Raw genomic sequence first — 26,544 nt, 5'->3', positions numbered from 1 at the left:
CGGGAGCGGAGTGAAATAGTACCTGAAACCGTGTGCCTACAAGCCGTGGGAGCGTCGGACGTGTTTTGCACGTCTCGTGACTGCGTGCCTTTTGAAGAATGAGCCTGCGAGTTAGCGGTGTGTAGCGAGGTTAACCCGTGTGGGGGAGCCGTAGCGAAAGCGAGTCCGAAGAGGGCGTTTGAGTTGCACGCTCTAGACCCGAAGCGGAGTGATCTAGCCATGGGCAGGTTGAAGCGGAGGTAAGACTTCGTGGAGGACCGAACCCACCAGGGTTGAAAACCTGGGGGATGACCTGTGGTTAGGGGTGAAAGGCCAATCAAACTCCGTGATAGCTGGTTCTCCCCGAAATGCATTTAGGTGCAGCGTCGTGTGTTTCTTGCCGGAGGTAGAGCACTGGATAGGCGATGGGCCCTACCGGGTTACTGACCTTAGCCAAACTCCGAATGCCGGTAAGTGAGAGCGCGGCAGTGAGACTGTGGGGGATAAGCTCCATGGTCGAGAGGGAAACAGCCCAGAGCATCGACTAAGGCCCCTAAGCGTACGCTAAGTGGGAAAGGATGTGGAGTCGCAGAGACAACCAGGAGGTTGGCTTAGAAGCAGCCATCCTTGAAAGAGTGCGTAATAGCTCACTGGTCAAGTGATTCCGCGCCGACAATGTAGCGGGGCTCAAGCGTACCGCCGAAGTCGTGTCATTGCGATATGTGCCCCCAACGGGGATCGTGATGGGTAGGGGAGCGTCGTGTGCCGGGTGAAGCAGCCGTGGAAGCGAGTTGTGGACGGTTCACGAGTGAGAATGCAGGCATGAGTAGCGATACACACGTGGGAAACGTGTGCGCCGATTGACTAAGGGTTCCTGGGTCAAGCTGATCTGCCCAGGGTAAGTCGGGACCTAAGGCGAGGCCGACAGGCGTAGTCGATGGACAACCGGTTGATATTCCGGTACCCGCTTTGAAACGCCCAGTATCGAGCCCATTTATGCTAAGGCCGTGAAGCCGTCGGCTGAGTCTTCGGACGAGGTCGGAGTGGTGGAGCCGCTGACCCGAGGTGGTAGTAGGTAAGCGATGGGGTGACGCAGGAAGGTAGTCCAGCCCGGGCGGTGGTTGTCCCGGGGTAAGGGTGTAGCCCGAGAGATAGGTAAATCCGTCTCTCATGTGGGTGAGACCTGATGCCGAGCCGATTGTGGTGAAGTGGATGATCCTATGCTGTCGAGAAAAGCCTCTAGCGAGTTTCATGGCGGCCCGTACCCTAAACCGACTCAGGTGGTCAGGTAGAGAATACCGAGGCGTTCGGGTGAACTATGGTTAAGGAACTCGGCAAAATGCCCCCGTAACTTCGGGAGAAGGGGGGCCACGCCTGGTGATCCGATTTACTCGGTGAGCTGGGGGTGGCCGCAGAGACCAGCGAGAAGCGACTGTTTACTAAAAACACAGGTCCGTGCGAAGCCGTAAGGCGATGTATACGGACTGACGCCTGCCCGGTGCTGGAACGTTAAGGGGACCGGTTAGCTCCATTTCGGTGGGGCGAAGCTGAGAACTTAAGCGCCAGTAAACGGCGGTGGTAACTATAACCATCCTAAGGTAGCGAAATTCCTTGTCGGGTAAGTTCCGACCTGCACGAATGGCGTAACGACTTCTCGACTGTCTCAACCATAGGCCCGGTGAAATTGCACTACGAGTAAAGATGCTCGTTTCGCGCAGCAGGACGGAAAGACCCCGGGACCTTTACTACAGTTTGATATTGGTGTTCGGTTCGGCTTGTGTAGGATAGGTGGGAGACTGTGATGCTTGGACGCCAGTTCAGGTGGAGTCGTCGTTGAAATACCACTCTGGTCGTGCTGGATGTCTAACCTGGGTCCGTGATCCGGATCAGGGACAGTGTCTGATGGGTAGTTTAACTGGGGCGGTTGCCTCCTAAAGGGTAACGGAGGCGCCCAAAGGTTCCCTCAGCCTGGTTGGTAATCAGGTGTTGAGTGTAAGTGCACAAGGGAGCTTGACTGTGAGACCGACGGGTCGAGCAGGGACGAAAGTCGGGACTAGTGATCCGGCGGTGGCTTGTGGAAGCGCCGTCGCTCAACGGATAAAAGGTACCCCGGGGATAACAGGCTGATCTTCCCCAAGAGTCCATATCGACGGGATGGTTTGGCACCTCGATGTCGGCTCGTCGCATCCTGGGGCTGGAGTCGGTCCCAAGGGTTGGGCTGTTCGCCCATTAAAGCGGTACGCGAGCTGGGTTTAGAACGTCGTGAGACAGTTCGGTCCCTATCCGCTGTGCGCGTAGGAGTCTTGAGAAGGGCTGTCCCTAGTACGAGAGGACCGGGACGGACGAACCTCTGGTGTGCCAGTTGTCCTGCCAAGGGCATGGCTGGTTGGCTACGTTCGGGAGGGATAACCGCTGAAAGCATCTAAGCGGGAAGCCTGCTTCGAGATGAGGGCTCCCACCCACTTGATGGGGTAAGGCTCCCAGTAGACGACTGGGTTGATAGGCCGGATATGGAAGCCAGGTGACTGGTGGAGTTGACCGGTACTAATAGGCCGAGGGCTTGTCCTCAGTTGCTCGCGTCCACTGTGTTAGTTCTGAAGTAACGAACATGCCGAGACCGTATACCGCCGGTGGTGGGGTGCTGGTCGGCTGGTTCGATTTTTTCATAGAGTTTCGGTGGTCATAGCGTTAGGGAAACGCCCGGTTACATTCCGAACCCGGAAGCTAAGCCTTTCAGCGCCGATGGTACTGCAGGGGGGACCCTGTGGGAGAGTAGGACACTGCCGAACGATTGTTGAGGGGAAGCCCCGGGCCTTACGGCCCGGGGCTTTTCCGCGTTCCGGGGAGATTTCCTCGGCACGGGGTGTGGTCCGGGATGTTGGGGTGGGGTGTTCCGGGGAGGTTTCTCGGTCTGGCGGGCCATGTCCACACGAACAGGCCGACCGGACTACCGGGGACTAACGGAATGCCGGACCTCCCTCACAGACGCCCCGTGGCCTTGAGTGCCAGATACGCGTCTGCCACCGCCGGGGCGAGGTTCTCCGGAGTGGCGTCCACGACGGTGACGCCATGGCGCTGGAGTTGTTCCGCAGTACGGCCTCGCTGGAGCTGGGCCTGTGCGCCGGCAGCGGCCTCGTACACCGCGTCCAGGCTGCCGCGTCCGCTCGCCATCCGCTCGATATGAGGATCCGCCACCGAGCCGACCATCACCGGATGGCGCCGGGTGAGCTGTGGCAGCACCGGCAGGAGGCCTTCCTCGATCGGGGCGGCCTCCAGACTGGTCAGCAGCACCACGAGGGATCGCCGGGGAGCATGCTTGAGGGCTGTCGCACTCAGGCCGCGGGCGTCCGTCTCCACCAACTCCGGCTCGAGGGGCGCCATGGCGTCGACCATGGCCGGCAGGATCTCCCCGGCTGCCCTGCCCTGGACCTGTGCGCGGACGCGGCGGTCGTAGGCCAGGAGGTCCACACGGTCACCTGCACGAGAGGCCAGCGCGGCGAGGAGGAGGGCGGCGTCCATGGCAGCGTCCAGACGTGGGACGTCCCCCACTCGACCGGCGGCGGTGCGGCCGGTGTCCAGCACGATCAGGATGTGACGGTCCCGCTCCGGACGCCAGGTACGTGTCGCGACCGTGCTCCGGCGGGCCGTGGCGCGCCAGTCGATGGAGCGGGTGTCGTCCCCCGGAACGTAGTCCCGGAGGCTGTCGAACTCGGTGCCTTCCCCACGGGTCAGGACGCTGGTCCTGCCGTCGAGTTCACGCAGGCGGGCCAGCCGGGACGGCAGGTGCCTGCGGCTCGTGAACGGCGGCAGCACACGGACTGTCCAGGGAACCCGGTGGTTTCCCTGACGGGCCGCGAGGCCCAGCGGCCCGTAGGAGCGGACCGTGATGAGTTCTGCGCGCCGGTCACCGCGGCGGGTGGGGCGGAGGACCGTCGTCAGAAGGCGCCGCTCACCCGCCGGAATCGTCACCCTGTGTCGTGAGCCGGCCGGTGCGGTCCCGGAAGGCCAACTACTCGGGGGCCATGCGTCACGCAGTCGGGCACGCAGCCTCCGGGAGGACGTGTTGGAGACCGTGAGCTGCACTTCCGCGCTCTCACCGAGCCGAACCGAAGTGTCACCGGTTCGGGTGAACCGCAGGGTGCGGACTGGTGCGGCCAGGGCGTAGTCGCACACAATTGCTACTGAGAGTGATGCATTGACGGCGAGGATTCCCGTCCAGCCCGGTTCGAGGATTCCGACGGGGAGGGAGCCGAGAGCGGCGAGGAGTGCAGCTCGTCCGGTGAGGGCCATGACGTTCCGCCTCAGCGGGGGACGGGGACGTGGGCGAGGATCGCGGAGATGACGGAGTCGGCGGTGACACCCTCCATCTCGGCCTCGGGCCGCAGCTGGATGCGGTGGCGGAGGGTTGGCAGGGCAAGAGCCTTCACATCGTCGGGGATGACGTAGTCACGGCCGGTCAGCCAGGCCCAGGCCCGCGCGGTGGAGAGCAGAGCGGTGGCGCCTCGGGGAGAGACGCCGAGAGTGAGTGAGGGGGAGTCACGGGTGGCACGGCAGATATCGACGACGTAGCCCGCGATCTCGCCGGAGACGGAGGTGCCGGCGACGGCCGCACGGGCGGCTTCCAGGGCGGCGGCTGTGGCGACGGGGCGCAGGCCGGCGGCCTGTAGGTCGCGTGGGTTGAAGCCTTCGGCATGCCTGGTGAGGACATTGATCTCCTCGTCGCGGGACGGCAGCGACACGGTCAGCTTGAGCAGAAAGCGGTCGAGCTGGGCCTCGGGCAGAGGGTAGGTGCCCTCGTATTCGACGGGATTCTGAGTCGCGGCAACCAGAAACGGATCGGGAAGTGGGCGAGGTGTCCCGTCGACGGTGACCTGGCGCTCTTCCATGGCTTCAAGAAGCGATGACTGGGTCTTCGGGGGCGTTCTGTTGATCTCGTCGGCAAGCAGGAGGTTGGTGAAGACGGGGCCCGGCTGGAAGGAGAACTCCGCGGTCCGGGCGTCATAGACCAGGGAGCCGGTGACATCGCTGGGCATGAGGTCAGGGGTGAACTGGATCCGCTTGGTGTCCAGTTCGAGGGACGCAGCCAGAGCCCTCACCAGCAGGGTCTTGGCCACGCCGGGGACGCCTTCGAGCAGGACGTGGCCACGGCAGAGCAGAGCGACGACCAGTCCGGTGACTGCGGAGTCCTGGCCCACCACGGCCTTCGCGATCTCGGTGCGAAGGGCCTCCAGCGAGGCGCGGGCGCCGTCCGAGATCTCGGCGGTCCCGCCGGTCCCGGCTGTCTCATCGGTCTCGGGGGTCGGGGCGCTCATGAAGTGCGTACCTCTCTTTCGAGGGCGTCCAGTTGGTCAGCCAGGCGGATGAGTGCGGCGTCGTCGGCAGGAGCAGGGCCGAAGAGCAGAGTTCTGAGATCGCGGTCGCCTTCGCTCAGATGCGCCGAGACCGCCGGAAGGAGAACGTCGGGAGAGTGGGCGTCCGCGAAGGTGACGCCCAGGAGGGGGGCGAGCCGGGACCGTGCGGCCTGGCGGAGGGCCGAAGCGGCGCGGTCGCGGGCGTTCGCCTTGCGATAGAGGCGGGCGCGTCCCTCACTCGACTCGGAGGCACGAACGGCCACGGGCAGGGGTTCGCTGACGAGCGGTCCCAGCCGACGGGCGCGCCAGACGGCGGCGAGGACGGCGGCGACGGCGAGTTGGAGGGTGCCCCAGAGCCATCCGGAGGGAATGAGCCGGCCGATACCGGTCTCGCCCTCCCCACGGCTGTCGCCGGCAGCCGATCCATCGGAGAGGGAAGGCAGGTACCAGACCAGATGCGGGCGGGAACCGAGAAGCTGAAGGGCGAGCGACGCGTTGCCGTGGTGGCCGAGGCGTTCGTTGTAGAGGATGTCCGGGGCGCCGAGGAGGACGGTGTCGCCCGTGCCCTGGGTGCCGATCCGGAGGAGGGTGGGCCGGCCGTCGACGAGGTAGCAGGAGTCGCTGCCGAGGGTGCTGTCGGTGGTGTAGAGCCGGCCGCCGAGGTCGGCGTTCCCGGCCCGCCGTGCCGCCGGGAGGGCGCACTGCGGATCGCGCGCGGAGACCGGGGCCGTCGTCGTGTCGGTCGAGGCTCCGGGTGCCAGGGCGCGGACGGAGTTCCCGCCCGGGGCGACCAGGACGGTGCGGCCGCCGGAGGTGTCCATCGCCGAGCGCAGGGCCTGCTGTTGACGGCTGGTCAGCAGGTCCGGTCCGGCGACCAGCAGGGTGGTGTCGGGGCCGGTGGCGGTGGTGGCCTCGTCGAGGGTGGTCGCCACCCGGGTGGTGACGCCCCGTTCCTCGAGCAGTTCGGCGACTGCCCGGCTGCCGGACGGGTCGGTGGAGCGGGGGTCGAGGCGGCCGTGTCCACCACCGGAGCGAATGACCGCGATGACGAAGCCCGCCACGACGAGGAGTAGGAGCACGAGCAGGATTCCCCGGCTGCGGGTCCAGATCTGACGGGAGGTGGGGGACACCGCGGTGGTGCCGGACACGTCCCCGGTCATCCGGTGGCTCCTCGCGCCGTGGTGGTCGGATCGGGCTTGGTCCGGCCCACTTCGGTGTCGAGGTCCCGCAGGCGTGTGTATGCCTGCCGGTCGGCGGTGCGCCCGCCGTATGTGACGTCGTCGAAGGTGCGGGCAGCCGAGCGCAGTGCGTCGGCGTGGCCGGGCAGGGGGCGTCCGGCCTCCGCGGCGGCTTCGTCGGCGGTGCGGCCGGGCCGGGGCTCGAGCAGGGCGCGTTCCTCCAGAGAGCGGACGATGGCGCGCATTCGTTCCTGGACCGCCTGGTTCCAGCATCCGGCCGCGGCGTGGGCCTCTGCGGCCGTGCGGTGCTCGGTGGCGCTGAGGGGACGGTCGTGGAAGAGCGTGTCTCCGACCACGGCGGTGCGGTGCGGTGTGCCGAGCCGCCACCACAGTGCGGCGATCAGCGCCACGACGAACAGGGCGATGACGACGAGCCCGAGCGGGCCGCCGGGTGAGGCTCCGGCCGCGGAGTCGAGGACGCCGGCGAGCCATTCCCAGAAGCGGTCGAGGGCGCGTTCGAGCAGGTTGGGGTCGTTCTCGTGGTACATCGGCTTCGACAGCTCGCGTTCGGCCGCGTCCCTCGCGGGGACTCGGGGGATGTCCACGGGCACCTCGTCGTCGGCGCGGACCGTCGGCCACGCCCCGGTCGGTCCCCCCGGGAAGGACACGGCATCAGCTCCTGGGGGCGGCGTCGTCCGGTACCGCACCGTGGCCGCCGACACCCGCCGCCCGGGCCAGTTCCAGGTCCAGGGCCTCGCGGCGGATGCGCTGGTCCACGTAGAGGAGGACGGTGACGCCCGCAGAGATCGGATAGGTGATGGACGACGCGATCACGGCTCCGATGCCGGTGATGATCAGGAACGGCCAGCCGAACCCGGGCGTGGCTCCGGAGAACATCCCGCTGAGTCCCCCGCCGTCGACGGCGAGGGCGATCAGACCGAAGGGAATCGCGATGATCAGGGAGACGATGAAGATCAGCAGCATCGTCAGCAGCAGGATGCCGAAGACGCGCCACCAGGCTCCGCGTACCAGCTTCGCCGAGCGCCGCATCGACTGGATGACGCCCTGCCGTTCGAGCATGAGGGCGGGCGAGGCGAGGGCGAACCGGATCATCAGCCAGACGGCGACGACCATGCCGGCGATCCCGCCGAGGACGGCGAGGACGGCGCCGCCGGTGGAACCGAGGAGCAGCCCAGGCAGCATGCCCACCACGAGTACCGCCCCGGCGATCAGCGGCAGCAGCAGGGTGAGGCCGAGGAGTTGGGGCAGTCGCGGCCGGGCCTCGCGCCACGCGTCGGACAGCGTGACCTCTCGGCCGAGTACCGAGCGGCTGATGACCACGGTCAGCAGCGCGGTGGTGAAGAGCGTGGCGATCAAGGCGATCGCCGTGACCGGTGCCGTGCCGACGAGCGTCGTGTTGAGCTGCTCCCCCAGCTGGTCGAGTACCTCTTCCGGAGTCGCGTTCGGGTCCAGCCCGGACGGTTGCGGGACGAGATAGCGCTGGACGAGGACGTCGAGGATCTGGGTGATCACCGAGACGGTGACCGTGATGCCCAGGACGGTGCGCCAGTGGGCGCGCAGTGTCGACACCGCCCCGTCGAGGATCTCGCCGACTCCGAGCGGGCGCAGCGGAATCACCCCGGGCTTCGCCGCGGGCGGCCGGCCCCAGCCGCCCTGCTGGGGTCCGCCGCCCCAGCCCGGTCCGCCGGCCTGCGGAGGTACGCCGCCGCCGTGGCCGGTCGGCGGCGCCCACCGGCCCGCGGGTGGCTGCTCCTTGGACCACTTCGAAGGGGTGTCGGGAGTGCCGGCCGGACCGGGTGTTCCGGTACCCCGGTCGTCGGACGGGGAGGACCCGGGCGAGGCCCAGCCCGGATTGTCGTTCACGGTCGTCCACCTCGTGGATGTGTCGCGTGGCCGGCTCGGCGAGCCGGCTGGGTCAGGGCGCCTGCCCGCACGTCGGGGCGGCAGGCTGGCTGCCATCGTGCCACGCGCCGGCTCTCGGTGGGCCGGGCGGTGGATCGGGTTCTCGCCTTCATTGTCCGGGCGCCAGCGGGCAGACTGGTCGGATGGCTGATCAGTACGCACAAACCCTCGACGGCGAACAGCCCTCCGCAACCGGCCCGCTCCGCTGGGAGGAGCCCCCGGAAGGTCCGGTGGTGGTTCTGCTGGACCAGCGCAGACTGCCCGCCGAGGAGGTCGAGCTGGTCTGCACCGACGTTCCGGCACTGGTCGACGCGATCCGGACGCTCGCGGTGCGCGGTGCGCCGCTGCTCGGGATCGCCGGTGCCTACGGGGTCGCGCTGGCCGCGGCACGGGGCTACGACGTCGCCGAGGCGGCGTCCCTGCTGGAGGGGGCGCGGCCCACCGCCGTGAATCTCGGCCACGGGGTGCGTCGGGCCGCGGAGGCGTACGGGACGGCGGTCGGCAGGGGTGCGGACGTGCGGCAGGCGGCCGCCGCCGTGCTCGCCGAGGCGCGTCGGCTGCACCGCGAGGACGCCGAGGCGAGCGAGCGGATGGCACGGCACGGGCTCGCGCTGCTCGACGAGCTGCTGCCCGGAGGCAGTCACCGGATCCTCACGCACTGCAACACCGGGCGGCTGGTCTCGGGCGGGGAGGGGACCGCGTTCGCGGTGGCGCTCGCCGCGCACCGGGTGGGCCGGCTCCGCCATCTGTGGGTGGACGAGACCCGGCCGCTGCTGCAGGGTGCGCGGCTGACCGCCTACGAGGCGGCCCGGAACGGGATGGCGCATACCCTGCTCACCGACAGCGCGGCCGGGTCGCTGTTCGCGTCGGGCGAGGTCGACGCCGTGCTGATCGGGGCGGACCGGATCGCCGCGGACGGCTCCGTGGCGAACAAGGTGGGCAGCTATCCGCTTGCGGTGCTCGCCCGGTACCACCATGTGCCGTTCATCGTGGTGGCGCCGAGCACGACCGTGGACCTCGAGACGCGCGACGGCGCGTCGATCGAGGTGGAGCAGCGGTCCGGACGGGAGGTGACGGAGCTGCCGGGACCGCTCGCACCGGCGACGGCGGCCGGTGCCGCGGCAGGGCCGGTTCCGCGTGTGTTCGAGGCTGCTTCCGGTGTCTCCGGGGCGTTGGTCGCGCCGGTGGGCACCCGGGCCCACAACCCCGCTTTCGACGTCACGCCGCCGGAACTCGTGACCGCCGTCGTCACGGAGGAGGGGGTCGTCTCCCCGGTCACCGGGGCAGGGATCGCCGAGCTGTGTGCCAGGTCACGCCAGGTAACGATTAGCTAATGGGATGATGTCGATTATGAAGGGACGCGTCCTTGTCGTCGATGACGACACCGCACTGGCCGAGATGCTCGGCATCGTGCTTCGTGGTGAGGGTTTCGAGCCGTCGTTCGTAGCGGACGGCGACAAGGCGCTCGCCGCCTTCCGGGAGAGCAAGCCGGACCTGGTGCTGCTTGATCTCATGTTGCCCGGCCGGGACGGCATCGAGGTGTGCCGGCTCATCCGGGCGGAGTCGGGTGTGCCGATCGTGATGCTCACGGCCAAGAGCGACACCGTCGACGTGGTGGTCGGGCTGGAGTCCGGTGCCGACGACTACATCGTGAAGCCGTTCAAGCCCAAGGAGCTGGTGGCCCGCATCCGGGCGCGGCTGCGGAGGTCCGAGGAGCCCGCGCCGGAGCAGCTGGCCATCGGGGACCTGGTCATCGATGTGGCCGGGCACTCCGTGAAGCGCGACGGCCAGGCGATGGCGCTCACTCCGCTCGAGTTCGACCTGCTGGTGGCGCTCGCCCGCAAGCCGTGGCAGGTGTTCACGCGCGAGGTGCTGCTCGAGCAGGTGTGGGGATACCGGCACGCGGCGGACACCCGTCTGGTGAACGTGCATGTGCAGCGGCTGCGCTCCAAGGTCGAGAAGGATCCGGAGCGGCCGGAGATCGTCGTGACCGTTCGGGGAGTCGGTTACAAGGCGGGACCGAGCTGACATGACCGTGGGCAGCGCTGCTCCGCAGCCCGGGGGGCCGGGAGTCCGTACGGGGCGGGCTGCCGGGCCCGGGCACGGGTCCTCGCGTCTCGGCCGGCTGTTCCCCGGCGGCCGGCTGCTGCCGGAGGGGGCGCCGGGCGGGCCGGTGCTCCGGCTCGTCGTGCGCTGGATCAGGCGTCCGCTGCTGCCGGCCGTTCGGCTGTGGCGGCGGAACATCCAGTTGCGCGTGGTCGCCGGCACGCTGCTGATGTCACTGGGCGTGGTGCTGCTGCTCGGCCTCGTCGTCATCGGTCAGGTCCGCAACGGCCTGCTGGACGCCAAGGAGCAGGCCGCCCTGAGCCAGGCCGCGGGTGGTTTCGCTGCCGCGCAGGAGAAGGCGAGCGGGGTTTCCGCCCTTGACGGCCAGGACGGCGACGCCACGGACGGCAGGCCCAGCCGTGGCTCCGTGAACTGGCGGTCCGAGCTGGTGAAGCAGCTCGCCAGTGGTGGACAGGGCGCGTACCACGTGGTGGCGCTCAGCCCGGACTCCGACGACGCGGGGATGAGCCGGGCCCCGCGGGCGTCCGGGGACGTGGACGTGACAAGCGTTCCCCAGGCGCTGCGCAACTCGGTCGCGCAGGGGACGGGCACGTTCCAGACCTACGTCAAGATCAAGTACTCGGTTCCCAAGGAGCCCGAGGCCGGTCTGGTCGTCGGCAAGCGGCTCAGCGACGTCGCGGGCTACTCGTACGAGCTGTACTACTTCTTCCCCCTCACACAGGAGGAGGAGTCGCTGAGTCTGGTCAAGGGCACGCTGGCGACGGCGGGGTTGTTCGTGGTCGTCCTGCTCGGGGCCATCGCGTGGCTGGTGGTGCGGCAGGTCGTCACGCCCGTCCGGATGGCCGCGGGCATCGCCGAGCGCCTGTCCGCCGGGCGGCTCCAGGAGCGCATGAAGGTCACCGGTGAGGACGACATCGCCCGGCTCGGCGAGGCGTTCAACAAGATGGCCCAGAACCTGCAGCACAAGATCCAGCAGTTGGAGGAGCTCTCGCGGATGCAGCGCCGCTTCGTCTCCGACGTGTCGCACGAGCTGCGTACGCCGCTGACGACGGTGCGGATGGCGGCGGACCTCATCCACGAGGCACGGAGTGACTTCGACCCCGCGACGGCACGCTCCGCGGAACTGCTCGCCGACCAGTTGGACCGGTTCGAGTCGCTGCTGGCCGATCTGCTGGAGATCAGCAGGTTCGACGCGGGCGCGGCGGCTCTCGAGGCCGAGGCGATAGACCTGCGCGAGGTGGTGCACCGGGTGATCGGCGGCGCCGAGCCGCTGGCGGAGCGCAAGGGCAGCCGGATCCGGATCGTCGGCGACGAGCAGCCGGTGGTGGCCGAGGCCGACGCCCGGCGGATCGAGCGGGTGCTGCGCAACCTCGTGGTGAACGCGGTGGAGCACGGCGAGGGCCGCGACGTGGTGGTGCGGATGGCGTCCGCGGGCGGTGCGGTCGCCGTGGCCGTGCGCGACTACGGCGTCGGGCTGAAGCCGGGCGAGGCGACCCGGGTGTTCAACCGCTTCTGGCGGGCCGATCCGGCCCGGGCGCGCACCACGGGCGGCACGGGTCTCGGCCTGTCCATCGCGGTGGAGGACGCGCGGCTCCACGGCGGTTGGCTGCAGGCCTGGGGAGAGCCGGGCGGCGGCTCGCAGTTCCGGCTGACCCTGCCGCGCACGGCGGACGAGCCGCTGCGGGGATCGCCGATACCCCTGGAGCCGGAGGACTCCCGGCGTGCGCGCGAGCGTGCCGCCGCGGACGCGGCGAACGACCGCGCACTGCGGCTGTCGACGGTGCCGTCGCAGGCCGGTGCGCAGCGGCCGGGTCTGGCCATTCCGGCCCGGTCCGCGGTGCCGCCGCACACCCCGCCGTCGGCGGCGGTGGACCCGGCTGCGCTGCCCGGCAGCGGGGCCCGTGTGGTGGCCCGCCCGGTGTCGCAGCGGCAGGGGGAGGGCGGGGCGGCGGAATCCGTCCCGGGACTGGTTTCGGAGCGGGAGGACACCACGCGTGGGCGCTGAGGGGCACCGGTACGGACACGGACGCGCCGCACGGGTCTGGGCGCTACTCGTCTGCGCCGGATTCGTGCTGGCCGGGTGCGCGTCGATGCCGGACAGCGGCGACGTGGAGCAGGTGAGGGCCACGAAGGGCGCGGACTCGCAGGTGCGGGTGTACGCCGTCCCCCCGCGTGACGGAGCCCGCCCGCAGGAGATCGTCGACGGCTTCCTGGAGGCCATGACCAGCGACGATCCCGGCTATGCGACGGCCAGGAAGTACCTCACGGAGCAGTGGACCGGGAAGTGGCGGCCCGAGGCGCTCACGACCGTGCTGACCGAGGCCCCCGAGTCGTCGGTCCCGCCCGGCAGTGAGGAGGGCGAGGAGCTGACCTACGCGCTGTCCGGCGAGCTGATCGCGACGGTCGACCGGCACGAGTACAAGTCGGTCGTGCCCGCGCAGTACGGCGGCGCGCTGCGCCTCGTCCGGCAGAACACGGCGGACGGCAAGGGCAGGGAGTGGCGCATCGACGCGGCACCCCAGGGGCTGGTGCTCGGCGAGAGCGACTTCCTGCGCAACCATCTGTCCGTCAACAAGTACTACTGGGCGTCGGGACAGAACACGGTGGTCGCGGACCCGGTGTACATCCGGCAGCGGCAGGACCCGATGACCCGGATGGATCCGGCCGCCCAGGCGGTCTCGGCGCTGTTCGAGGGTCCCGCGCACTGGCTGGCGCCGGTGGTGGACTCACCGCTCCCCGCGGGCGCCGGACTGAAGAAGGGGACCACCTCCCTGACGCCCGACGACCAGGGCGAACTGAGGGTGCCGCTCAACGACAGGGCGTCGAACATCGGCGGGACGCTGTGCAAGCGGCTGGCGACGCAGATGCTCCTCACCCTGCGCGAGCTGGCGGCACCCCGCGTCGAGCAGGTGCGGCTCCAGCGGGCCGACGGCTCCCCGCTGTGCGTGCTCACCGCCGATCAGGCGGACGCGTACGCCCTGGAGAGGCAGTCGCCGAGTTCCAACGTGTACTTCGTCGACAGCGACCACCGGATGGCCGTGGTCGGGACGAAGCCGAAGACCGTCGACGAGACGGAGGTCCGCGGCCCGTTCGGCGACGGCCAGCTGAAGATCGGCACGGTGGCCGTGGCACGGGGTCTGCACCGGGCCGCGGCGGTCTCGCAGGACGGCAGGTTCCTGTACGCCGCGTCGATCGTCTCGGACGAGCCCCTGGCCGCGCCGCTGGCGCGGAGCGACGCACCCCTGGCGGCCGACCGGTTCTCGGCGCCGGCCTGGGACCGGAACGACCTGTGGGTCGCGGACCGCGACCCTGCCGACCCCAGGCTGCTGCGCTTCACCGGCGGCAAGGGTCCGGCACAGCCGGTCGCGGTCGAGGGGCTCGACGGCGCGCGGATCGAGTCGCTGCGGGTCTCCGCCGACGGGGTGCGCATGGCGCTGCTCCTGTCCGAGGACGGCAAGAGCACTCTGGAGATCGGGCGGGTCGAGCGGCGCACGGACGCCGACGGCACGACGACCGTGTCCGTGGTGGAGCTCCGGGCGGCGGCGCCGCGCCTGGAGTCGGTGACCGCCCTGTCCTGGGCGGGACCGAGCCGTCTGGTGGTGGTCGGCAAGGAGACCGGCGGTGTGCAGCAGGTGCGCTACGTCCAGACGGACGGCTCCCTCACACCGGCGGGCGGGCTTCCGGGCCTCAACAAGGTGTCGGCGGTGGCCGCCACGGAGGACGAGGAGCAGCTCCTGGTCGCTGTGTCGGATGACGGGCTGGTGCGGCTGATGCCGAACGCGAACTGGCAGACGATGGTCGAGAAGGGGACGTGGCCGGTCTATCCGGGCTGAGGGGCCGTACTCGTCCGCTGCCGGGCGGTGCTTGTCAGGGCTCATCAGGCCCTATCAGCGATCAGGGTTCATCCGGGCCTGTCAGGGCCGACCAGCGGCGCTGAGTGCCGCCAGGGCCGGTCGGTGCCGTTCAGTGCCCGCACGGTGCCGACGGGTGCCGGGGGTTCCGGTGATTCCGGTGAGTGCGGGTCGGTGGCCGGGTCTGGCTGCGACCGGGGTCGGCGGGGCCGGTGCGGGCTTCTCCCACGCCGGGATTTCCACGGTCCTTCCGGGTTGTCCACAGCCTTGGCCCGTGTCCGCCGCCGGCCGGGCACAGTGGTGGTCATGAGGTGGTGGTGGGGCGAGATCTCGGGGCTGGTGCTCCCCGCGGTGTGCGCGGGCTGCGGACGGTCCCGTACGCCGCTGTGCGAGGGCTGCGCGGCGGAGCTGGCGGGGCCGCCGGCGCGGACGCGGCCGTGGCCCGAGCCCGCGGACCTGCCCGTGGTGTATTCGGCCGCGCGGTACGAGGGAGTGGTGCGGTCCGTCCTGCTGGCCCACAAGGAACGGGGCGCGCTGGCTCTGGCCGGTCCGCTGGGCGCGGCGCTGGCGGGGGCCGCCGGTGCCGCGTCGCTGCACGGGCGTGGGGCGCCGGGACCGCTGCTGCTCGTACCGGTGCCGTCGGCGCGGCGGTCGGTACGGGCCCGGGGGCATGACCCGGTGCGGCGGATCGCCGTCGCGGCGGCCCTGGCGCTGCGGCGCGCGGGGACGTACGCCAGGGCCGTCCCGGCGCTGCGCCACAGTCGGCGGGTGGCCGACCAGTCGGGCCTCACGGCCCGGGAGCGGCTGGACAACATGGCCGGGGCGCTGGAGGCTGTCCCGTTCGACGGGCGGTCTCTCGGCGCGTGCAGAACCGTGCTGGTGGACGATGTGATGACTACGGGAGCCTCGCTTGCGGAGGCGGCGCGGGCACTGCGTGCCGCATTCCCGGGACGTTTCCTCGAATCCACCCGGATGTGTGCCGCCGTGGTCGCCGCGCCGCCTCTGCCGTGGGAGACCGGCCCGGTGCAGGCCGGGTACCCGCCGCGCCATCAGCCGGACCGCGGTCGTACAGCACAGTCGTACGGCGGTCGGAGATCGGCCGGGCATCGGCCGGGTATCGACCGGGCATCGGCCCGGAACTGACAGGGCCGTTTCAACGTTGCAGCTAGTGAGAGAGGGAGGGCGACGAATGGACGTACGCGCTGGTAGCGGGTGCCGACAGGGGTCCCGGCGAGCTATGTTCGGGGGTGAGGGCCGGTGAACGCTCTCCTTCGCCGAATACATGGCCGAGTTGCGGTCAGGTGTTCTCTGAAGTAACCCAGATCTTTGATATCGGTGGGGTGGCGATCTCGCCCATGGGGGAGGAGGAGGTGAAAGTCGCCAAGTCCGAGGCTCCGGTGCTGACCGGCGCCTGGTGCAAAAGGGAGATGCTCCGCAACTGAACGGCGGAGTGATCCGGGAACGGAGTTCTGCGTGGACATCGTCGTCAAGGGCCGCAAGACCGAGGTGCCCGAGCGGTTCCGCAAGCACGTGGCCGAGAAGCTGAAGCTGGACAAGATCCAGAAGCTCGACGGCAAGGTGATCAGCCTCGACGTCGAGGTGTCCAAGGAGCACAACCCGCGGCAGGCCGACCGTTCCGACCGCGTGGAGATCACACTTCTTTCACGCGGCCCGGTGATCCGGGCGGAGGCAGCGGCAGGCGACCCGTACGCAGCGCTCGACCTGGCCACGGCGAAGCTGGAGGCCCGGCTCCGCAAGCAGCACGACAAGCGCCACACGCGCAGGGGCAACGGGCGGCTGTCCGCGGCGGAGGTCGCCGATGTCGTGCCGGGCGTGGCCCGGTTGAACGGGAGTGGTGAGCCCGTCACCGAGGAATCCCCGGACGAGGTCCCCACGACCCGGATGGGCCCGCTCGAGGTGCGGGGCGAAGGGCCCCTGGTGGTCCGGGAGAAGACCCACGTCGCCGCCCCGATGACGCTCGACCAGGCGCTCTACGAGATGGAGCTGGTCGGGCACGACTTCTATCTCTTCGTCGACTCCGAGACCAAGGAGCCCAGTGTCGTCTACCGGCGGCACGCCTATGACTACGGTGTCATCCACCTGAGGACCGACCCCCTCGCCGGAGGCGAGTCGAGTGGCGCCGGTGGTGCGCTCGGCGGCTGACCCCGTCATTCCGCGGTGCCCCTGGGAGCGCCTGTGCGCTCCCAGGGGTGTCCTGTGTCGTCGCGGGATCGCCCCCGCCGCCGCGTGGGCATGGAATCATGGCCACCCGAGCCAACCGGTGCGCTGTGGACCGCTGTTGGTGGACCGCAGACCAACGCAGGCCACGGCCTCAGGGGGAGGAACGATGGCGGACAGCTTCGGCCCGGTGCACCGGGTGGGAGACGCCGGAGCCGCCGGCGAGGACGGCAACCGGGACGGGCGCCGCGAGGAGCCGATCCGGGTGCTCGTCGTGGACGACCACGCCCTCTTCCGCCGCGGGCTGGAGATCGTCCTCGCCCAGGAGGAGGACATCCAGGTCGTCGGTGAGGCCGGAGACGGCGCGGAGGCCGTCGACAAGGCGGCAGACCTGCTGCCGGACATCGTCCTGATGGACGTGCGCATGCCGAGGCGCGGCGGTATCGAGGCATGCACCTCCATCAAGGAGGTCGCCCCCAGCGCGAAGATCATCATGCTGACGATCAGCGACGAGGAGGCGGACCTCTACGAGGCGATCAAGGCCGGAGCCACCGGCTACCTCCTCAAGGAGATCTCCACCGACGAGGTGGCGACCGCGATCCGCGCGGTGGCCGACGGGCAGTCGCAGATCAGCCCCTCGATGGCGTCCAAGCTGCTCACCGAGTTCAAGTCGATGATCCAGCGCACCGACGAGCGGCGGCTGGTGCCCGCGCCCCGGCTGACCGACCGGGAGCTGGAGGTTCTCAAGCTGGTGGCTACCGGCATGAACAACCGGGACATCGCCAAGGAGTTGTTCATCTCCGAGAACACGGTGAAGAACCACGTCCGCAACATCCTGGAGAAGCTCCAGCTGCACTCCAGGATGGAAGCGGTGGTCTATGCCATGCGCGAGAAGATCCTCGAGATCCGCTGAGCGTGCCGCTTCAGCCGAGGGCGGCGATCAGCGGCGCCGCCAGCTCCGGGCGGTCCACCCGCTCCACGCGGACCGTGTCGCACCCGACCCACTGCGCCGCCTCCAGCAGCGCCCGAGCCATCGGCCGGACCGCCCTCGGCGTTTCCAGCGAGACCTGCCTGGCGACCAGGGCGGTCCCCTCCCGCGCGGGATCGACCCGCCCCAGCAGTCGCCCGCCGGACAGCAGCGGCATCGCGAAATAGCCGTGCACACGCTTCGGCTTCGGCACGTATGCCTCCAGGCGATGGCTGAAGCCGAAGATCCGCTCGGTCCGGGCCCGCTCCCAGACCAGGGAGTCGAACGGCGAGAGCAGCGTCGTCCGGTGCCGGCCGCGCGGCTCCGTCCCGAGCGCGGCGGGATCGGCCCACGCCGGCTTCTCCCAGCCCTCGACGCGGACCGGCACCAGTCCGGAGCCCTCGACCACCGTGTCGAACTGCTCGCCCCTCAGCCGGTGGTAGTCCGCGATGTCCGCTCGGGTGCCCACGCCCAGCGCCTGTCCGGCCAGCCGCACCAGCCGGCGCAGACACTCCAGGTCGTCCAGGTCGTCATGGAGCAGGGCGTCGGGGATGGCGCGCTCGGCGAGGTCGTACACCCGCTTCCAGCCGCGCCGCTCCGTGCACACCACCTCGCCGTACATCAGTGCCCGCTCGACGGCGACCTTGGTCTCCGACCAGTCCCACCAGACGCCGCCGTTCTTCGCCCCGCCCAGTTCGGTGGCGGTCAGCGGGCCCTCGGCGCGCAACCGGCCGAGCACCCTCTCGTACGCCCCGTCCGGCAGGTCGTGGTACCACTGCGGACGCGCGCGGTAGGCGCGGCGGCGGAAGGCGAAGTGGGGCCATTCCTCGACCGGGAGTATGCAGGCCGCGTGGGACCAGTACTCAAAGGCGCGCCCCTCGGCCCAGTACGCGCTCTCGACCGACCTGCGGCCGACGGCCCCCAGCCGGGCATAGGGGATCAGTTCGTGCGAGCGGGCCAGTACCGAGATCGTGTCCAACTGCACGGCGCCGAGGTGGCGCAGGACTCCCCGCACACCGCCCCTGCGGTCGGGGGCGCCGAGGAACCCCTGGGCCCGCAGCGCGATACGGCGGGCCTCGTCGGCGGACAGTTCGGCAACGGCGGGCGGCGCGGTGTTCATGCTCCGCACCCTAGGGTGCGGCACTGACACCGGCACTGACACGAGCACCGGCACCGGCACGAGCACCGGCATCGACGCTGACACGAGCACCGGCACCGGCGCTGACACGGGCACCGGCACCGGCGCTGACGCCGGGGCTGACGGCAGCCCCGGCGTCAACGCCGGTACGGACCGGGCCGCCGGCTGCCCGCTCCGGTGGGGCGCCCCGGAGCGGACGCGCCGGAGCGGTAGAGGAGCCCCCGGGCACGGCAGCGCGGCCCGCGCCCGGGTGGCGTACGCCGTGCCGCGGCGGCAGCGCGTCACCCCCTCGCCGGGAGGTAGGGGACCGGGCTCGGCAGCCCCAGGTCCGAGGGAAGCAGGGAGGCGACCCGGCAGTCCCGCAGGGTGCCCCGGTGGTGGAAGCCGGAGCGCTGGACGCCCTCGACGGTGAATCCCGCCTTCTCCGCGACGGCGAGCGAGCCCGTGTTGCCCACTTCGGCGCGCCACTCCAGCCGGGCGCAGTCCAGCCGTGTGAACGCCCAGCGCGCCATGGCGAGCGTCACCTCGGTCGCATAGCCCCGGCCCCGCTGCTCCTTCGCCGTCCAGAAGCCGATCTCCCAGGAGCCCGAGCGGGGGTGGTGCAGGCTCGCGGAGGCGATGAGGGAGCCTCCGCCACGCGGACGCGCGGACAGGGTGTACTCCGTGTCGTCGCGCCAGCCGGTGGGCACGGTGACCTCGACGAACTCCTCGGCGTGCCGCAATTCGTACGGTGAGGGGACCGGGATCCAGCGCTGGATGTCGGGGTCCTGGCACGCGGCGCGGACCTCTTCGGCGTCGCCCGGGGCGAACGGGCTCAGCCGCAGCCGGTCCGTGGTGAGGGTGATGGGCTCCATGGCCGAATTCTGGTCACTCCGAGTCGGTGCCGCGAACACTTTTCGGGATCGGCGGCACTTTCCTGGTCGTCGGTGCGTTCTCCTGACACGCGGCAGTCGCCCCCGCCGTACTGCGGCTCTCCCGGCCCGGCGCCGTCCTCGCTTACGATGGCCGATGCGGTGGGGTCCACCTGCCGTGCCCGTGCCCGTGTCCACACGACCCAGTGCCAGGCCCGACCGGCAAGGAGACCAACCTCAGTGTCCGTCTTCAACAAGCTCATGCGTGCAGGCGAAGGCAAGATCCTGCGCAAACTGCACCGCATCGCGGACCAGGTCAACTCCATCGAGGAAGACTTCGTCAACCTCTCCGACGCCGAGTTGCGGGCCCTCACCGACGAGTACAGGGAGCGCTTCGCCGACGGCGAGAGCCTCGACGACCTGCTTCCCGAGGCGTTCGCCACCGTCCGTGAGGCCGCCAAGCGCGTGCTCGGCCAGCGCCACTACGACGTCCAGCTCATGGGCGGCGCCGCGCTGCACCTCGGCTTCGTCGCGGAGATGAAGACCGGTGAGGGCAAGACCCTCGTCGGTACCCTCCCGGCGTATTTGAACGCGCTGTCCGGCGAGGGTGTGCACCTGATCACGGTCAACGACTACCTGGCCGAGCGCGACTCCGAGATGATGGGCCGCGTCCACCGGTTCCTCGGTCTGTCCGTCGGCTGCATCCTCGCCAACATGACGCCCGCGCAGCGCCGGGAGCAGTACTCCTGCGACATCACCTACGGCACCAACAACGAGTTCGGCTTCGACTACCTCCGCGACAACATGGCGTGGTCCAAGGAGGAGCTCGTCCAGCGCGGCCACAACTTCGCGATCGTCGACGAGGTCGACTCCATCCTGGTCGACGAGGCCCGTACGCCGCTGATCATCTCCGGCCCCGCCGACCAGGCCACCAAGTGGTACGGCGACTTCGCCAAGCTGGTGAAGCGCCTGGACCGCGGTGAGCCGGGCAACCCGCTGAAGGGTGTCGAGGAGACCGGCGACTACGAGGTCGACGAGAAGAAGCGGACCGTCGCCATCCACGAGTCCGGTGTGTCGAAGGTCGAGGACTGGCTCGGCATCGACAACCTCTACGAGTCGGTGAACACCCCGCTGGTCGGCTATCTGAACAACGCCATCAAGGCCAAGGAGCTGTTCAAGAAGGACAAGGACTACGTCGTCATCGACGGCGAAGTCATGATCGTCGATGAGCACACGGGCCGTATCCTGGCCGGCCGCCGCTACAACGAGGGCATGCACCAGGCGATCGAGGCGAAGGAAGGGGTGGACATCAAGGACGAGAACCAGACGCTCGCCACGATCACCCTGCAGAACTTCTTCCTCCTCTACAACAAGCTCTCCGGCATGACCGGTACGGCCATGACCGAGGCCGCGGAGTTCCACCAGATCTACAAGCTGGGCGTCGTGCCGATCCCGACGAACCGGCCCATGGTCCGCAAGGACCAGTCGGACCTGATCTACCGCACCGAGGTGGCCAAGTTCGCCGCCGTGGTCGACGACATCGAGGAGAAGCACCGCAAGGGGCAGCCGATCCTCGTCGGCACCACGTCGGTCGAGAAGTCCGAGTACCTCTCGCAGCAACTGCTCAAGCGCGGCATCCAGCACGAGGTCCTCAACGCCAAGCACCACGAGCGCGAGGCCGTGATCGTGGCCCAGGCCGGCCGCAAGGGCTCCGTGACGGTCGCCACGAACATGGCCGGCCGCGGTACGGACATCAAGCTCGGTGGCAACCCGGACGATCTCGCCGAGGCCGAGCTGCGCAGGCAGGGCCTGGACCCCGGCGAGCACGTCGAGGAGTGGGCCGCGGCGCTTCCGGCCGCCCTGGAGAAGGCCGAGCTGGAGGTCAGGGAGGAGTTCGAGGAGGTCAAGTCCCTCGGCGGGCTGTACGTCCTCGGCACCGAGCGGCACGAGTCGCGGCGTATCGACAACCAGCTGCGCGGTCGTTCCGGCCGCCAGGGGGACCCCGGCGAGTCCCGCTTCTACCTGTCCCTCGGCGACGACCTGATGCGGCTGTTCAAGGCGCAGATGGTCGAGCGCGTCATGGCGATGGCCAACGTCCCGGACGACGTCCCGATCGAGAACAAGATGGTCACGCGCGCCATCGCGTCCGCCCAGTCCCAGGTCGAGCAGCAGAACTTCGAGACGCGCAAGAACGTCCTGAAGTACGACGACGTGCTCAACCGGCAGCGCAAGGTCATCTACGCCGAGCGCCGCCGCGTCCTGGAGGGTGAGGACCTGCACGAGCAGATCCGCCACTTCATGGACGACACGATCGACGCGTACATCCAGGCCGAGACCGTCGAGGGCTTCGCCGAGGAGTGGGACCTCGACCGGCTGTGGGGTGCCTTCAAGCAGCTCTACCCCGTGAAGGTGACCGTCGACGATCTGGAGGACGCCGCGGGCGACCGGGCCGGCATCACCGCCGAGTTCATCGCCGAGACGATCAAGGACGACATCAACGAGCAGTACGACGAGCGCGAGAAGCAGCTCGGCTCGGACATCATGCGCGAGCTGGAGCGGCGCGTGGTGCTGTCCGTCCTGGACCGCAAGTGGCGTGAGCACCTCTACGAGATGGACTACCTCCAGGAGGGCATCGGCCTGCGCGCGATGGCGCAGAAGGACCCGCTGGTGGAGTACCAGCGTGAGGGCTTCGACATGTTCACCGCGATGATGGACGGCATCAAGGAGGAGTCCGTCGGCTACCTGTTCAACCTGGAGGTCCAGGTCGAGCAGCAGGTCGAGGAGATCCCCGTCCAGGACTCCGCGGAGCGGACCTCGCCGGCCAAGGAGGACGCGGTGCCCGCCGCCGCCGGCCGCCCCGAGATCCGGGCCAAGGGCCTGGACGCCCCGCAGCGTCCGGACCGGCTGCACTTCTCGGCTCCGACGGTCGACGGCGAGGGCGGCATCGTCGAAGGCGACTTCGCCCACGGCGAGGCGGCCCGCTCCGAATCCGACGGCATGACGCGGGCGGAGCGCCGCAAGGCCCAGAAGGGCGCGGGGCGCCGCCGCAAGAAGTGACACCGCGGGGCGACACCGCGCGACCGGGGTCGGGTGGGGTCGGGTGGGACCGAGACCGCGTGGGACTGAGGCCGCGTGGGACTGAGGCCGTGGGGGACTGAGGCCGTGGGGCCGGACGCCGGATGGCGTCCGGCCCCACGGCCTTTCGCCGAGTGCGACGGCGTATGACGGGCACCTGGCGGCAACCGGGCACGGGCTGGTCTCCCGGCGTCCCAGGTGTCCCATGTGCCCCAGGCCTCCTGGTCGTCCAGCTCCGCCGGTCCCGCCGGTCCCGCGGTCGCTGGGGGGCGCCGGGCGGGCCGGCGGGCTGTCGATGGCCGGCCGGGTGCCGACCGCACCGGGCCCCGCCCGGGACCGCGGTGGGGGATTACCGGGACGGACCGTGACCGGTCGGGATCCGGTCAGGCCCCCGGCTGCCGGGTGGGCCGGTGCCGTCGCGGCCGTACGGGGTCCGCGGAGCCGTCCAGACCGGACCCGGCAGACGGATCGCGCGGGTCCGGCCGTCGGCCCCGCTGGGGCCCGCACGAGCCGGTCGGCCGGCCCCGGGCCATGGCGGCCGCCGTCGGCCGGGGGTGTCCGGAGGCCGGGTCCGGCCGTCGGTCAGACCCCGGCCATCAGCCGTTCGCCGCCGAGTTCCACGGCCGCGCAGCGCCAGCGGAGGTCGGGCCCCTGTTCCAGGCGGAAGGCCATGGCGCGTACCTGCTCGCCCGCGGTGATCCGGGCGAAGGCCTCGATGACGCCCGGCTGCGGCACGTACTCGTCGCAGTGGCGGAGGACCGGGCGCAGTCCGTTCGTGCTGAGCGGTGCGCCGGGGGCCAGACGGACGAGTTGCTCGTACGCGTGGCCGATGGTGTGGCCGAGCATCCAGTGCACTGGCCGATGCCCGCTGAGGACCGAGAGCAGCCGTTCCGCGAACCAGTAGCGGGGAAGCCGGGAGCGGCCGCCGGTGGAGGTACCCGGGTCGCGCTCGGCCTCGATCCGGCGCGGGGCCCGCCCCGGGGCGCGGCTGTCGTGACGGTTCCCGGGCCTCGTCCCCGTCCTTGCCGAGGTGTGCTGCATCGCGGTCGCCCCTTCGGTACTCACAAGTAACTTCTCGGTGGGGATCTTGTACGGGCCGGTGGGCGGCGGCCGCAACGGCCTCCACCTTCCGCGCCGGGCGCGAACGGTTTCACCTATCAGGGTGAGGGGCGGGCTCCGGGGCCCGGAACGGCGCGGCTCGGAAGCCCTCGCCGTCATCCGGGGACGACGCCGTGGAGGGGTCGCGAGGCAGCCCGAAAGAGTAGTTCGCACGTATCCTTGGACGCTCACCCGACTACGAAAGCGGCCACCATGCGCGTCTACGTTCCCCTGACCCTCCCCGGTCTCGCAGAGGCGCACAAGGCGGGCGAGATCGGCCCCGGTCCGCTGACCGCCTACGCGGTGACGCCGGCACTGCGAGAGTGGTACGTCTCCGACGATCTCGAGGAACTCGAGTACGCCGCGCTGAACCGGGCCGCGGCGGCGTCGCTGCGGTCGCTGGCCGGGGAACCCGACGTGCCGCGGCGCCGGGTCGTGGTGGCCGTCGACGTCCCGGACGGGGCCGCGACCGCGGACCCCGCGGCAGGGCTGGGATCGGCCTCCCTGGGCGAGGTGCGGATCGCGGCCGCGGTGCCGCTGGAGAAGGCGGCGTCGGTGCACGTCGACTCCGAGGAGGCGGAGGGGGACGTGGCCGCCGCGGCGGACGCGCTGGGGGCGGCGGACCACGGCGACGACGACGCGCAGTTCGTCGTGGACGGTGCGGAGGACCACGAACTGCTCTGGTACGGGGTGCAGGAGGTCCCCGGCCTCGTCGACTGAGACCGGACCGGCACCCGGCACCCGGCACCCGGCACCCGGAAGTTCATCCGCCGGATCCGCTGATCCCCGGCCCGTTCGGCGTGCCCGTCACCCCACCAGTCACCCCGCCCGGCTCCGTCCTCACCGTGCTGTCCGTGCCGCCAGTGCCGCGTTCCGCCAGGGCCGCCGGTGCCGCCCGTTCTGTCCGTGCAGACGGCCGCGTGTCGGCCGCGGACGGTACCGTTGCCTGTCATGGGGAAGCACAGCGCGCACGTGGTCTGGGACTGGAACGGCACACTCCTCGACGACATCCACACGGTCATCGAGGCGACGAACGCGTCGTTCGCGGAGATCGGGCTCGGACCGATCACGCTGGAGCGCTATCGCGAGCTGTACTGCGTGCCCGTGCCGCGGTTCTACGAGCGGCTCATGGGCCGCCTGCCCACGGACGAGGAGTGGGCGGCCATGGACGCGGTGTTCCACCGCCACTACTGGCGGCTGGCCGAGGCCTGTCTGCTCACGGCCGGGGCGGCGGAGCTGCTCGCGTCGCGCCAGTCGGCGGGGCGCACGCAGTCGCTGCTGTCCCTCGCCCCGCACGAGCATCTGGTCCCGATCGTGCGGCGCCATGGCATCGAGGATCGCTTCGTACGTGTGGACGGACGGGTCGGCGCCTCCCATGCGGGCAAGGCGGAGCACATGGTGCGGCATCTGACCGCGTTGGAGGACGTGCCGCCGGAGCGGATCGTGGTCGTCGGCGACGCGGCGGACGACGCGCTCGCGGCGGCCCACGTCGGTGCGAAGGCGGTGCTGTACACCGGGGGCTCGCACAGCAGGGCGAGCCTGCGGGCCTCGGGGGTTCCGGTCGTCGACAGCCTCGCGGAGGCGGTCGAGGTGGCAGAGGAGCTGGTGGGGTAGCCGGGGCGGCTGGGCGGTTCCGCGCCGTCCCTCCCCGCGCACCCGGAACCGCGCCACGGGTTCCCCGCCCCTCGGTCCCGCGCACCCGGAACCGCCGCCCTCCCGCCTTCGTGTCCGTCTCGTGGCGGTGGCGGTGGCGGTGGCGGTGGCGGTGGCGGTGGCGGTGGCGGTGGCGGTGGCGCCGCCCGCCGGTCTCGCGCGCCCCGCGCGCCTGCCCCCGCCGCCCGCAGGCCCCTTCCCCCGGCCTGTCGGGAGCCCTGCCCGGCCCGGCTGCGCTCTCAGCTCAGTGGCGACATCGGCTCAGCGCCGGCATCAGCTCAGCGGCGCCTTCGCCCTCAGCAGCCGGAGGAACTCGCGCATCCAGGCCGGATGGTCGGGCCATGCCCGGGAGGAGACCAGGGTGCCGTCCACCACCGCCTCGGCGTCCTGGAAGGACGCGCCGGCCGCCTGCATGTCGAGTTCCAGCGCCGGGTACGACGTCACCCTGCGGCCGGTGAGGCTGCCCGTGGCCGCGGTGAGCAGCGGGCCGTGGCAGATCTGCGCGACCGGCTTGTCCGCGTCGAAGAAGGACTTGAGGATCTTGCGGAGTTCGGGGTCGTTGCGGAGGTACTCGGGAGCACGCCCGCCCGGGATGACGATCGCGGCGTAGTCCCCCGGGTCGACCTCCGAGAACGCCAGGTCGGCCGGCCAGGTGTAGCCCGGCTTCTCGGTGTAGGTGTCGAATCCCGGTTCGAAGTCGTGGACGACGAACCGGAGCTTCTTTCGTGCGGGGGCCGCCACGTGGACCTCGTAGCCCTCCTCGCGCAGCCGCTGGTACGGGTAGAGGACCTCCAGGGACTCCGCCGCGTCGCCGGTGACGATCAGGATCTTCACGCTCATGGCTTGTGCTCCCCTGTATGGATTTGTGGATTTGTCGGCCTTCGGCCCTTCCGGGGTCAAACTGCCGTGCACACGGCTGTTTGCCAAGGGGGCGCGTGTCGCTGTCCAGAGTGTCAAACTTCCGGCCCCGCTTTTGTACACATACGGCTCATGACGGGTCAGGGGTACGGGGCGATAGCCTTGGACGCGTGATCAGCGCGATACGCCGAGGGGGCAGCGAAGCCCCCCGGAGGCAACACCCGGCGTCTGCCGGGGTACCGCGCCCGGGACGCCACGGCGGCCGGGTGCGAGCTGATCCTCCCCGCGCACCCGGGTTCGGCCGGGGCCTGCGCGGTCACCTCTCGGGCCGGACGCCCACCCGGGCCGACCAGGGCCCGGACATCCCCCATCCCGGC

General features: G+C 70.2%; 19 protein-coding genes and 2 rRNA genes (1 of these 21 cut by a window edge). 12 read left to right on the top strand and 9 right to left on the bottom strand.

Annotated elements, in window-relative coordinates; translation table 11 throughout:
* Both DDQ41_RS08615 and rrf read left to right on the top strand, forming a co-directional pair.
* A 23S ribosomal RNA gene (locus tag DDQ41_RS08615) occupies positions 1-2,547 on the top strand (it extends 573 nt beyond the left edge of the window).
* 104 nt (positions 2,548-2,651) lie between these two features.
* Positions 2,652-2,768: ribosomal RNA gene (gene rrf, locus DDQ41_RS08610) — 5S ribosomal RNA — on the top strand.
* Between the two features lie 190 nt (positions 2,769-2,958).
* On the opposite strand, the gene DDQ41_RS08605 is transcribed toward rrf, so the two are convergent.
* The 5 genes from DDQ41_RS08605 to DDQ41_RS08585 are packed head-to-tail and all read right to left on the bottom strand — an operon-like array spanning position 2,959 to position 8,392.
* A complete protein-coding gene (locus tag DDQ41_RS08605; protein WP_109293955.1) occupies positions 2,959-4,269 on the bottom strand; it encodes a DUF58 domain-containing protein in 1,311 nt (436 codons plus the stop codon).
* Between the two features lie 11 nt (positions 4,270-4,280).
* The gene (locus DDQ41_RS08600; RefSeq protein ID WP_109293954.1) at positions 4,281-5,291 is read right to left on the bottom strand and encodes an AAA family ATPase; all 1,011 of its coding nucleotides are present in this window, start codon (positions 5,289-5,291) and stop codon (positions 4,281-4,283) included.
* Positions 5,288-6,490 carry a DUF4350 domain-containing protein gene (locus DDQ41_RS08595; RefSeq protein ID WP_109293953.1) on the bottom strand — a complete coding sequence of 401 codons (1,203 nt, stop codon included), beginning with the start codon at positions 6,488-6,490 and terminating at the stop codon, positions 5,288-5,290. Before DDQ41_RS08595 ends, DDQ41_RS08600 begins: the two co-directional genes overlap by 4 nt.
* The gene (locus DDQ41_RS08590) at positions 6,487-7,176 is read right to left on the bottom strand and encodes a DUF4129 domain-containing protein (RefSeq protein WP_109293952.1); all 690 of its coding nucleotides are present in this window, start codon (positions 7,174-7,176) and stop codon (positions 6,487-6,489) included. The genes DDQ41_RS08595 and DDQ41_RS08590 overlap by 4 nt, the downstream gene beginning before the upstream one ends.
* 4 nt (positions 7,177-7,180) lie before the next feature.
* Positions 7,181-8,392 carry a DUF7544 domain-containing protein gene (locus DDQ41_RS08585; protein ID WP_172607599.1) on the bottom strand — a complete coding sequence of 404 codons (1,212 nt, stop codon included), beginning with the start codon at positions 8,390-8,392 and terminating at the stop codon, positions 7,181-7,183.
* Positions 8,393-8,574: 182 nt separating this feature from the next.
* Here DDQ41_RS08585 and mtnA point away from each other — a divergent pair, with 182 nt between their 5' ends.
* From mtnA to DDQ41_RS08550, 7 genes are all read left to right on the top strand, one after another.
* Positions 8,575-9,765, top strand: a complete 1,191-nt coding sequence (gene mtnA, locus DDQ41_RS08580) for an S-methyl-5-thioribose-1-phosphate isomerase (RefSeq protein ID WP_109293951.1) — start codon at positions 8,575-8,577, stop codon at positions 9,763-9,765.
* Between the two features lie 4 nt (positions 9,766-9,769).
* Positions 9,770-10,459: a two-component system response regulator MtrA gene (gene mtrA, locus DDQ41_RS08575; RefSeq protein WP_217364425.1), complete on the top strand. Its 690-nt coding sequence runs from the start codon at positions 9,770-9,772 to the stop codon at positions 10,457-10,459.
* A gap of 1 nt (position 10,460) precedes the next feature.
* Positions 10,461-12,503 carry an MtrAB system histidine kinase MtrB gene (mtrB, locus tag DDQ41_RS08570; RefSeq protein ID WP_172607600.1) on the top strand — a complete coding sequence of 681 codons (2,043 nt, stop codon included), beginning with the start codon at positions 10,461-10,463 and terminating at the stop codon, positions 12,501-12,503.
* Positions 12,493-14,331: an LpqB family beta-propeller domain-containing protein gene (locus tag DDQ41_RS08565; RefSeq protein ID WP_109293949.1), complete on the top strand. Its 1,839-nt coding sequence runs from the start codon at positions 12,493-12,495 to the stop codon at positions 14,329-14,331. Before mtrB ends, DDQ41_RS08565 begins: the two co-directional genes overlap by 11 nt.
* A 324-nt stretch (positions 14,332-14,655) precedes the next feature.
* A complete protein-coding gene (locus tag DDQ41_RS08560) occupies positions 14,656-15,492 on the top strand; it encodes a ComF family protein (protein WP_262508397.1) in 837 nt (278 codons plus the stop codon).
* 330 nt (positions 15,493-15,822) lie between these two features.
* Positions 15,823-16,512: a ribosome hibernation-promoting factor, HPF/YfiA family gene (gene hpf / locus DDQ41_RS08555; RefSeq protein ID WP_109293948.1), complete on the top strand. Its 690-nt coding sequence runs from the start codon at positions 15,823-15,825 to the stop codon at positions 16,510-16,512.
* 184 nt (positions 16,513-16,696) lie between these two features.
* Complete coding sequence (locus DDQ41_RS08550; protein ID WP_109293947.1) at positions 16,697-17,440, top strand: response regulator; 744 nt, start codon at positions 16,697-16,699, stop codon at positions 17,438-17,440.
* Positions 17,441-17,450: 10 nt separating this feature from the next.
* Here the strand turns inward: DDQ41_RS08550 and DDQ41_RS08545 are convergent, their stop codons facing one another.
* Positions 17,451-18,614, bottom strand: a complete 1,164-nt coding sequence (locus tag DDQ41_RS08545) for a winged helix-turn-helix domain-containing protein (protein ID WP_109293946.1) — start codon at positions 18,612-18,614, stop codon at positions 17,451-17,453.
* Positions 18,615-18,913: 299 nt separating this feature from the next.
* On the bottom strand, positions 18,914-19,486 hold the full coding sequence (locus DDQ41_RS08540) for a GNAT family N-acetyltransferase (RefSeq protein WP_109293945.1): 573 nt from the start codon (positions 19,484-19,486) through the stop codon (positions 18,914-18,916).
* A gap of 237 nt (positions 19,487-19,723) precedes the next feature.
* Here DDQ41_RS08540 and secA point away from each other — a divergent pair, with 237 nt between their 5' ends.
* Positions 19,724-22,540: a preprotein translocase subunit SecA gene (secA, locus tag DDQ41_RS08535; RefSeq protein ID WP_109293944.1), complete on the top strand. Its 2,817-nt coding sequence runs from the start codon at positions 19,724-19,726 to the stop codon at positions 22,538-22,540.
* A 600-nt stretch (positions 22,541-23,140) separates the two neighbouring features.
* Here the strand turns inward: secA and DDQ41_RS08530 are convergent.
* On the bottom strand, positions 23,141-23,599 hold the full coding sequence (locus DDQ41_RS08530; RefSeq protein ID WP_172607626.1) for an Rv3235 family protein: 459 nt from the start codon (positions 23,597-23,599) through the stop codon (positions 23,141-23,143).
* A gap of 270 nt (positions 23,600-23,869) precedes the next feature.
* Here DDQ41_RS08530 and DDQ41_RS08525 point away from each other — a divergent pair, with 270 nt between their 5' ends.
* Both DDQ41_RS08525 and DDQ41_RS08520 read left to right on the top strand, forming a co-directional pair.
* Complete coding sequence (locus DDQ41_RS08525; RefSeq protein ID WP_109293943.1) at positions 23,870-24,376, top strand: DUF6912 family protein; 507 nt, start codon at positions 23,870-23,872, stop codon at positions 24,374-24,376.
* 231 nt (positions 24,377-24,607) lie between these two features.
* Positions 24,608-25,270 (top strand): HAD family hydrolase, encoded by a 663-nt coding sequence (locus DDQ41_RS08520; RefSeq protein WP_109293942.1) that lies wholly within the window; start codon positions 24,608-24,610, stop codon positions 25,268-25,270.
* A 312-nt stretch (positions 25,271-25,582) separates the two neighbouring features.
* Here the strand turns inward: DDQ41_RS08520 and DDQ41_RS08515 are convergent, their stop codons facing one another.
* Entirely contained in the window at positions 25,583-26,149 is a 567-nt protein-coding gene (locus DDQ41_RS08515; RefSeq protein WP_109293941.1) for a DJ-1/PfpI family protein, read from the bottom strand.
* Positions 26,150-26,544: the final 395 nt, after the last annotated feature.

Origin of the sequence: Streptomyces spongiicola, from assembly GCF_003122365.1 — a bacterium.
Taxonomy (GTDB): Bacteria; Actinomycetota; Actinomycetes; order Streptomycetales; family Streptomycetaceae; genus Streptomyces; species Streptomyces spongiicola.
The sequence above is the reverse complement of the archived record's forward strand: the minus strand, read 5'-3'. Positions and strand labels throughout refer to the sequence as shown.

Coding starts and splice junctions, on each gene's coding strand:
- DDQ41_RS08605 (WP_109293955.1), bottom strand. CDS start 4,269: ATGGCCCTCACCGGACGAGCTGCACTCCTCGCCGCTCTCGGCTCCCTC.
- DDQ41_RS08600 (WP_109293954.1), bottom strand. CDS start 5,291: ATGAGCGCCCCGACCCCCGAGACCGATGAGACAGCCGGGACCGGCGGG.
- DDQ41_RS08595 (WP_109293953.1), bottom strand. CDS start 6,490: ATGACCGGGGACGTGTCCGGCACCACCGCGGTGTCCCCCACCTCCCGT.
- mtnA (WP_109293951.1), top strand. CDS start 8,575: ATGGCTGATCAGTACGCACAAACCCTCGACGGCGAACAGCCCTCCGCA.
- mtrA (WP_217364425.1), top strand. CDS start 9,770: ATGATGTCGATTATGAAGGGACGCGTCCTTGTCGTCGATGACGACACC.
- mtrB (WP_172607600.1), top strand. CDS start 10,461: ATGACCGTGGGCAGCGCTGCTCCGCAGCCCGGGGGGCCGGGAGTCCGT.
- DDQ41_RS08560 (WP_262508397.1), top strand. CDS start 14,656: ATGAGGTGGTGGTGGGGCGAGATCTCGGGGCTGGTGCTCCCCGCGGTG.
- DDQ41_RS08550 (WP_109293947.1), top strand. CDS start 16,697: ATGGCGGACAGCTTCGGCCCGGTGCACCGGGTGGGAGACGCCGGAGCC.
- DDQ41_RS08545 (WP_109293946.1), bottom strand. CDS start 18,614: ATGAACACCGCGCCGCCCGCCGTTGCCGAACTGTCCGCCGACGAGGCC.
- DDQ41_RS08540 (WP_109293945.1), bottom strand. CDS start 19,486: ATGGAGCCCATCACCCTCACCACGGACCGGCTGCGGCTGAGCCCGTTC.
- DDQ41_RS08530 (WP_172607626.1), bottom strand. CDS start 23,599: ATGCAGCACACCTCGGCAAGGACGGGGACGAGGCCCGGGAACCGTCAC.
- DDQ41_RS08525 (WP_109293943.1), top strand. CDS start 23,870: ATGCGCGTCTACGTTCCCCTGACCCTCCCCGGTCTCGCAGAGGCGCAC.
- DDQ41_RS08520 (WP_109293942.1), top strand. CDS start 24,608: ATGGGGAAGCACAGCGCGCACGTGGTCTGGGACTGGAACGGCACACTC.
- DDQ41_RS08515 (WP_109293941.1), bottom strand. CDS start 26,149: ATGAGCGTGAAGATCCTGATCGTCACCGGCGACGCGGCGGAGTCCCTG.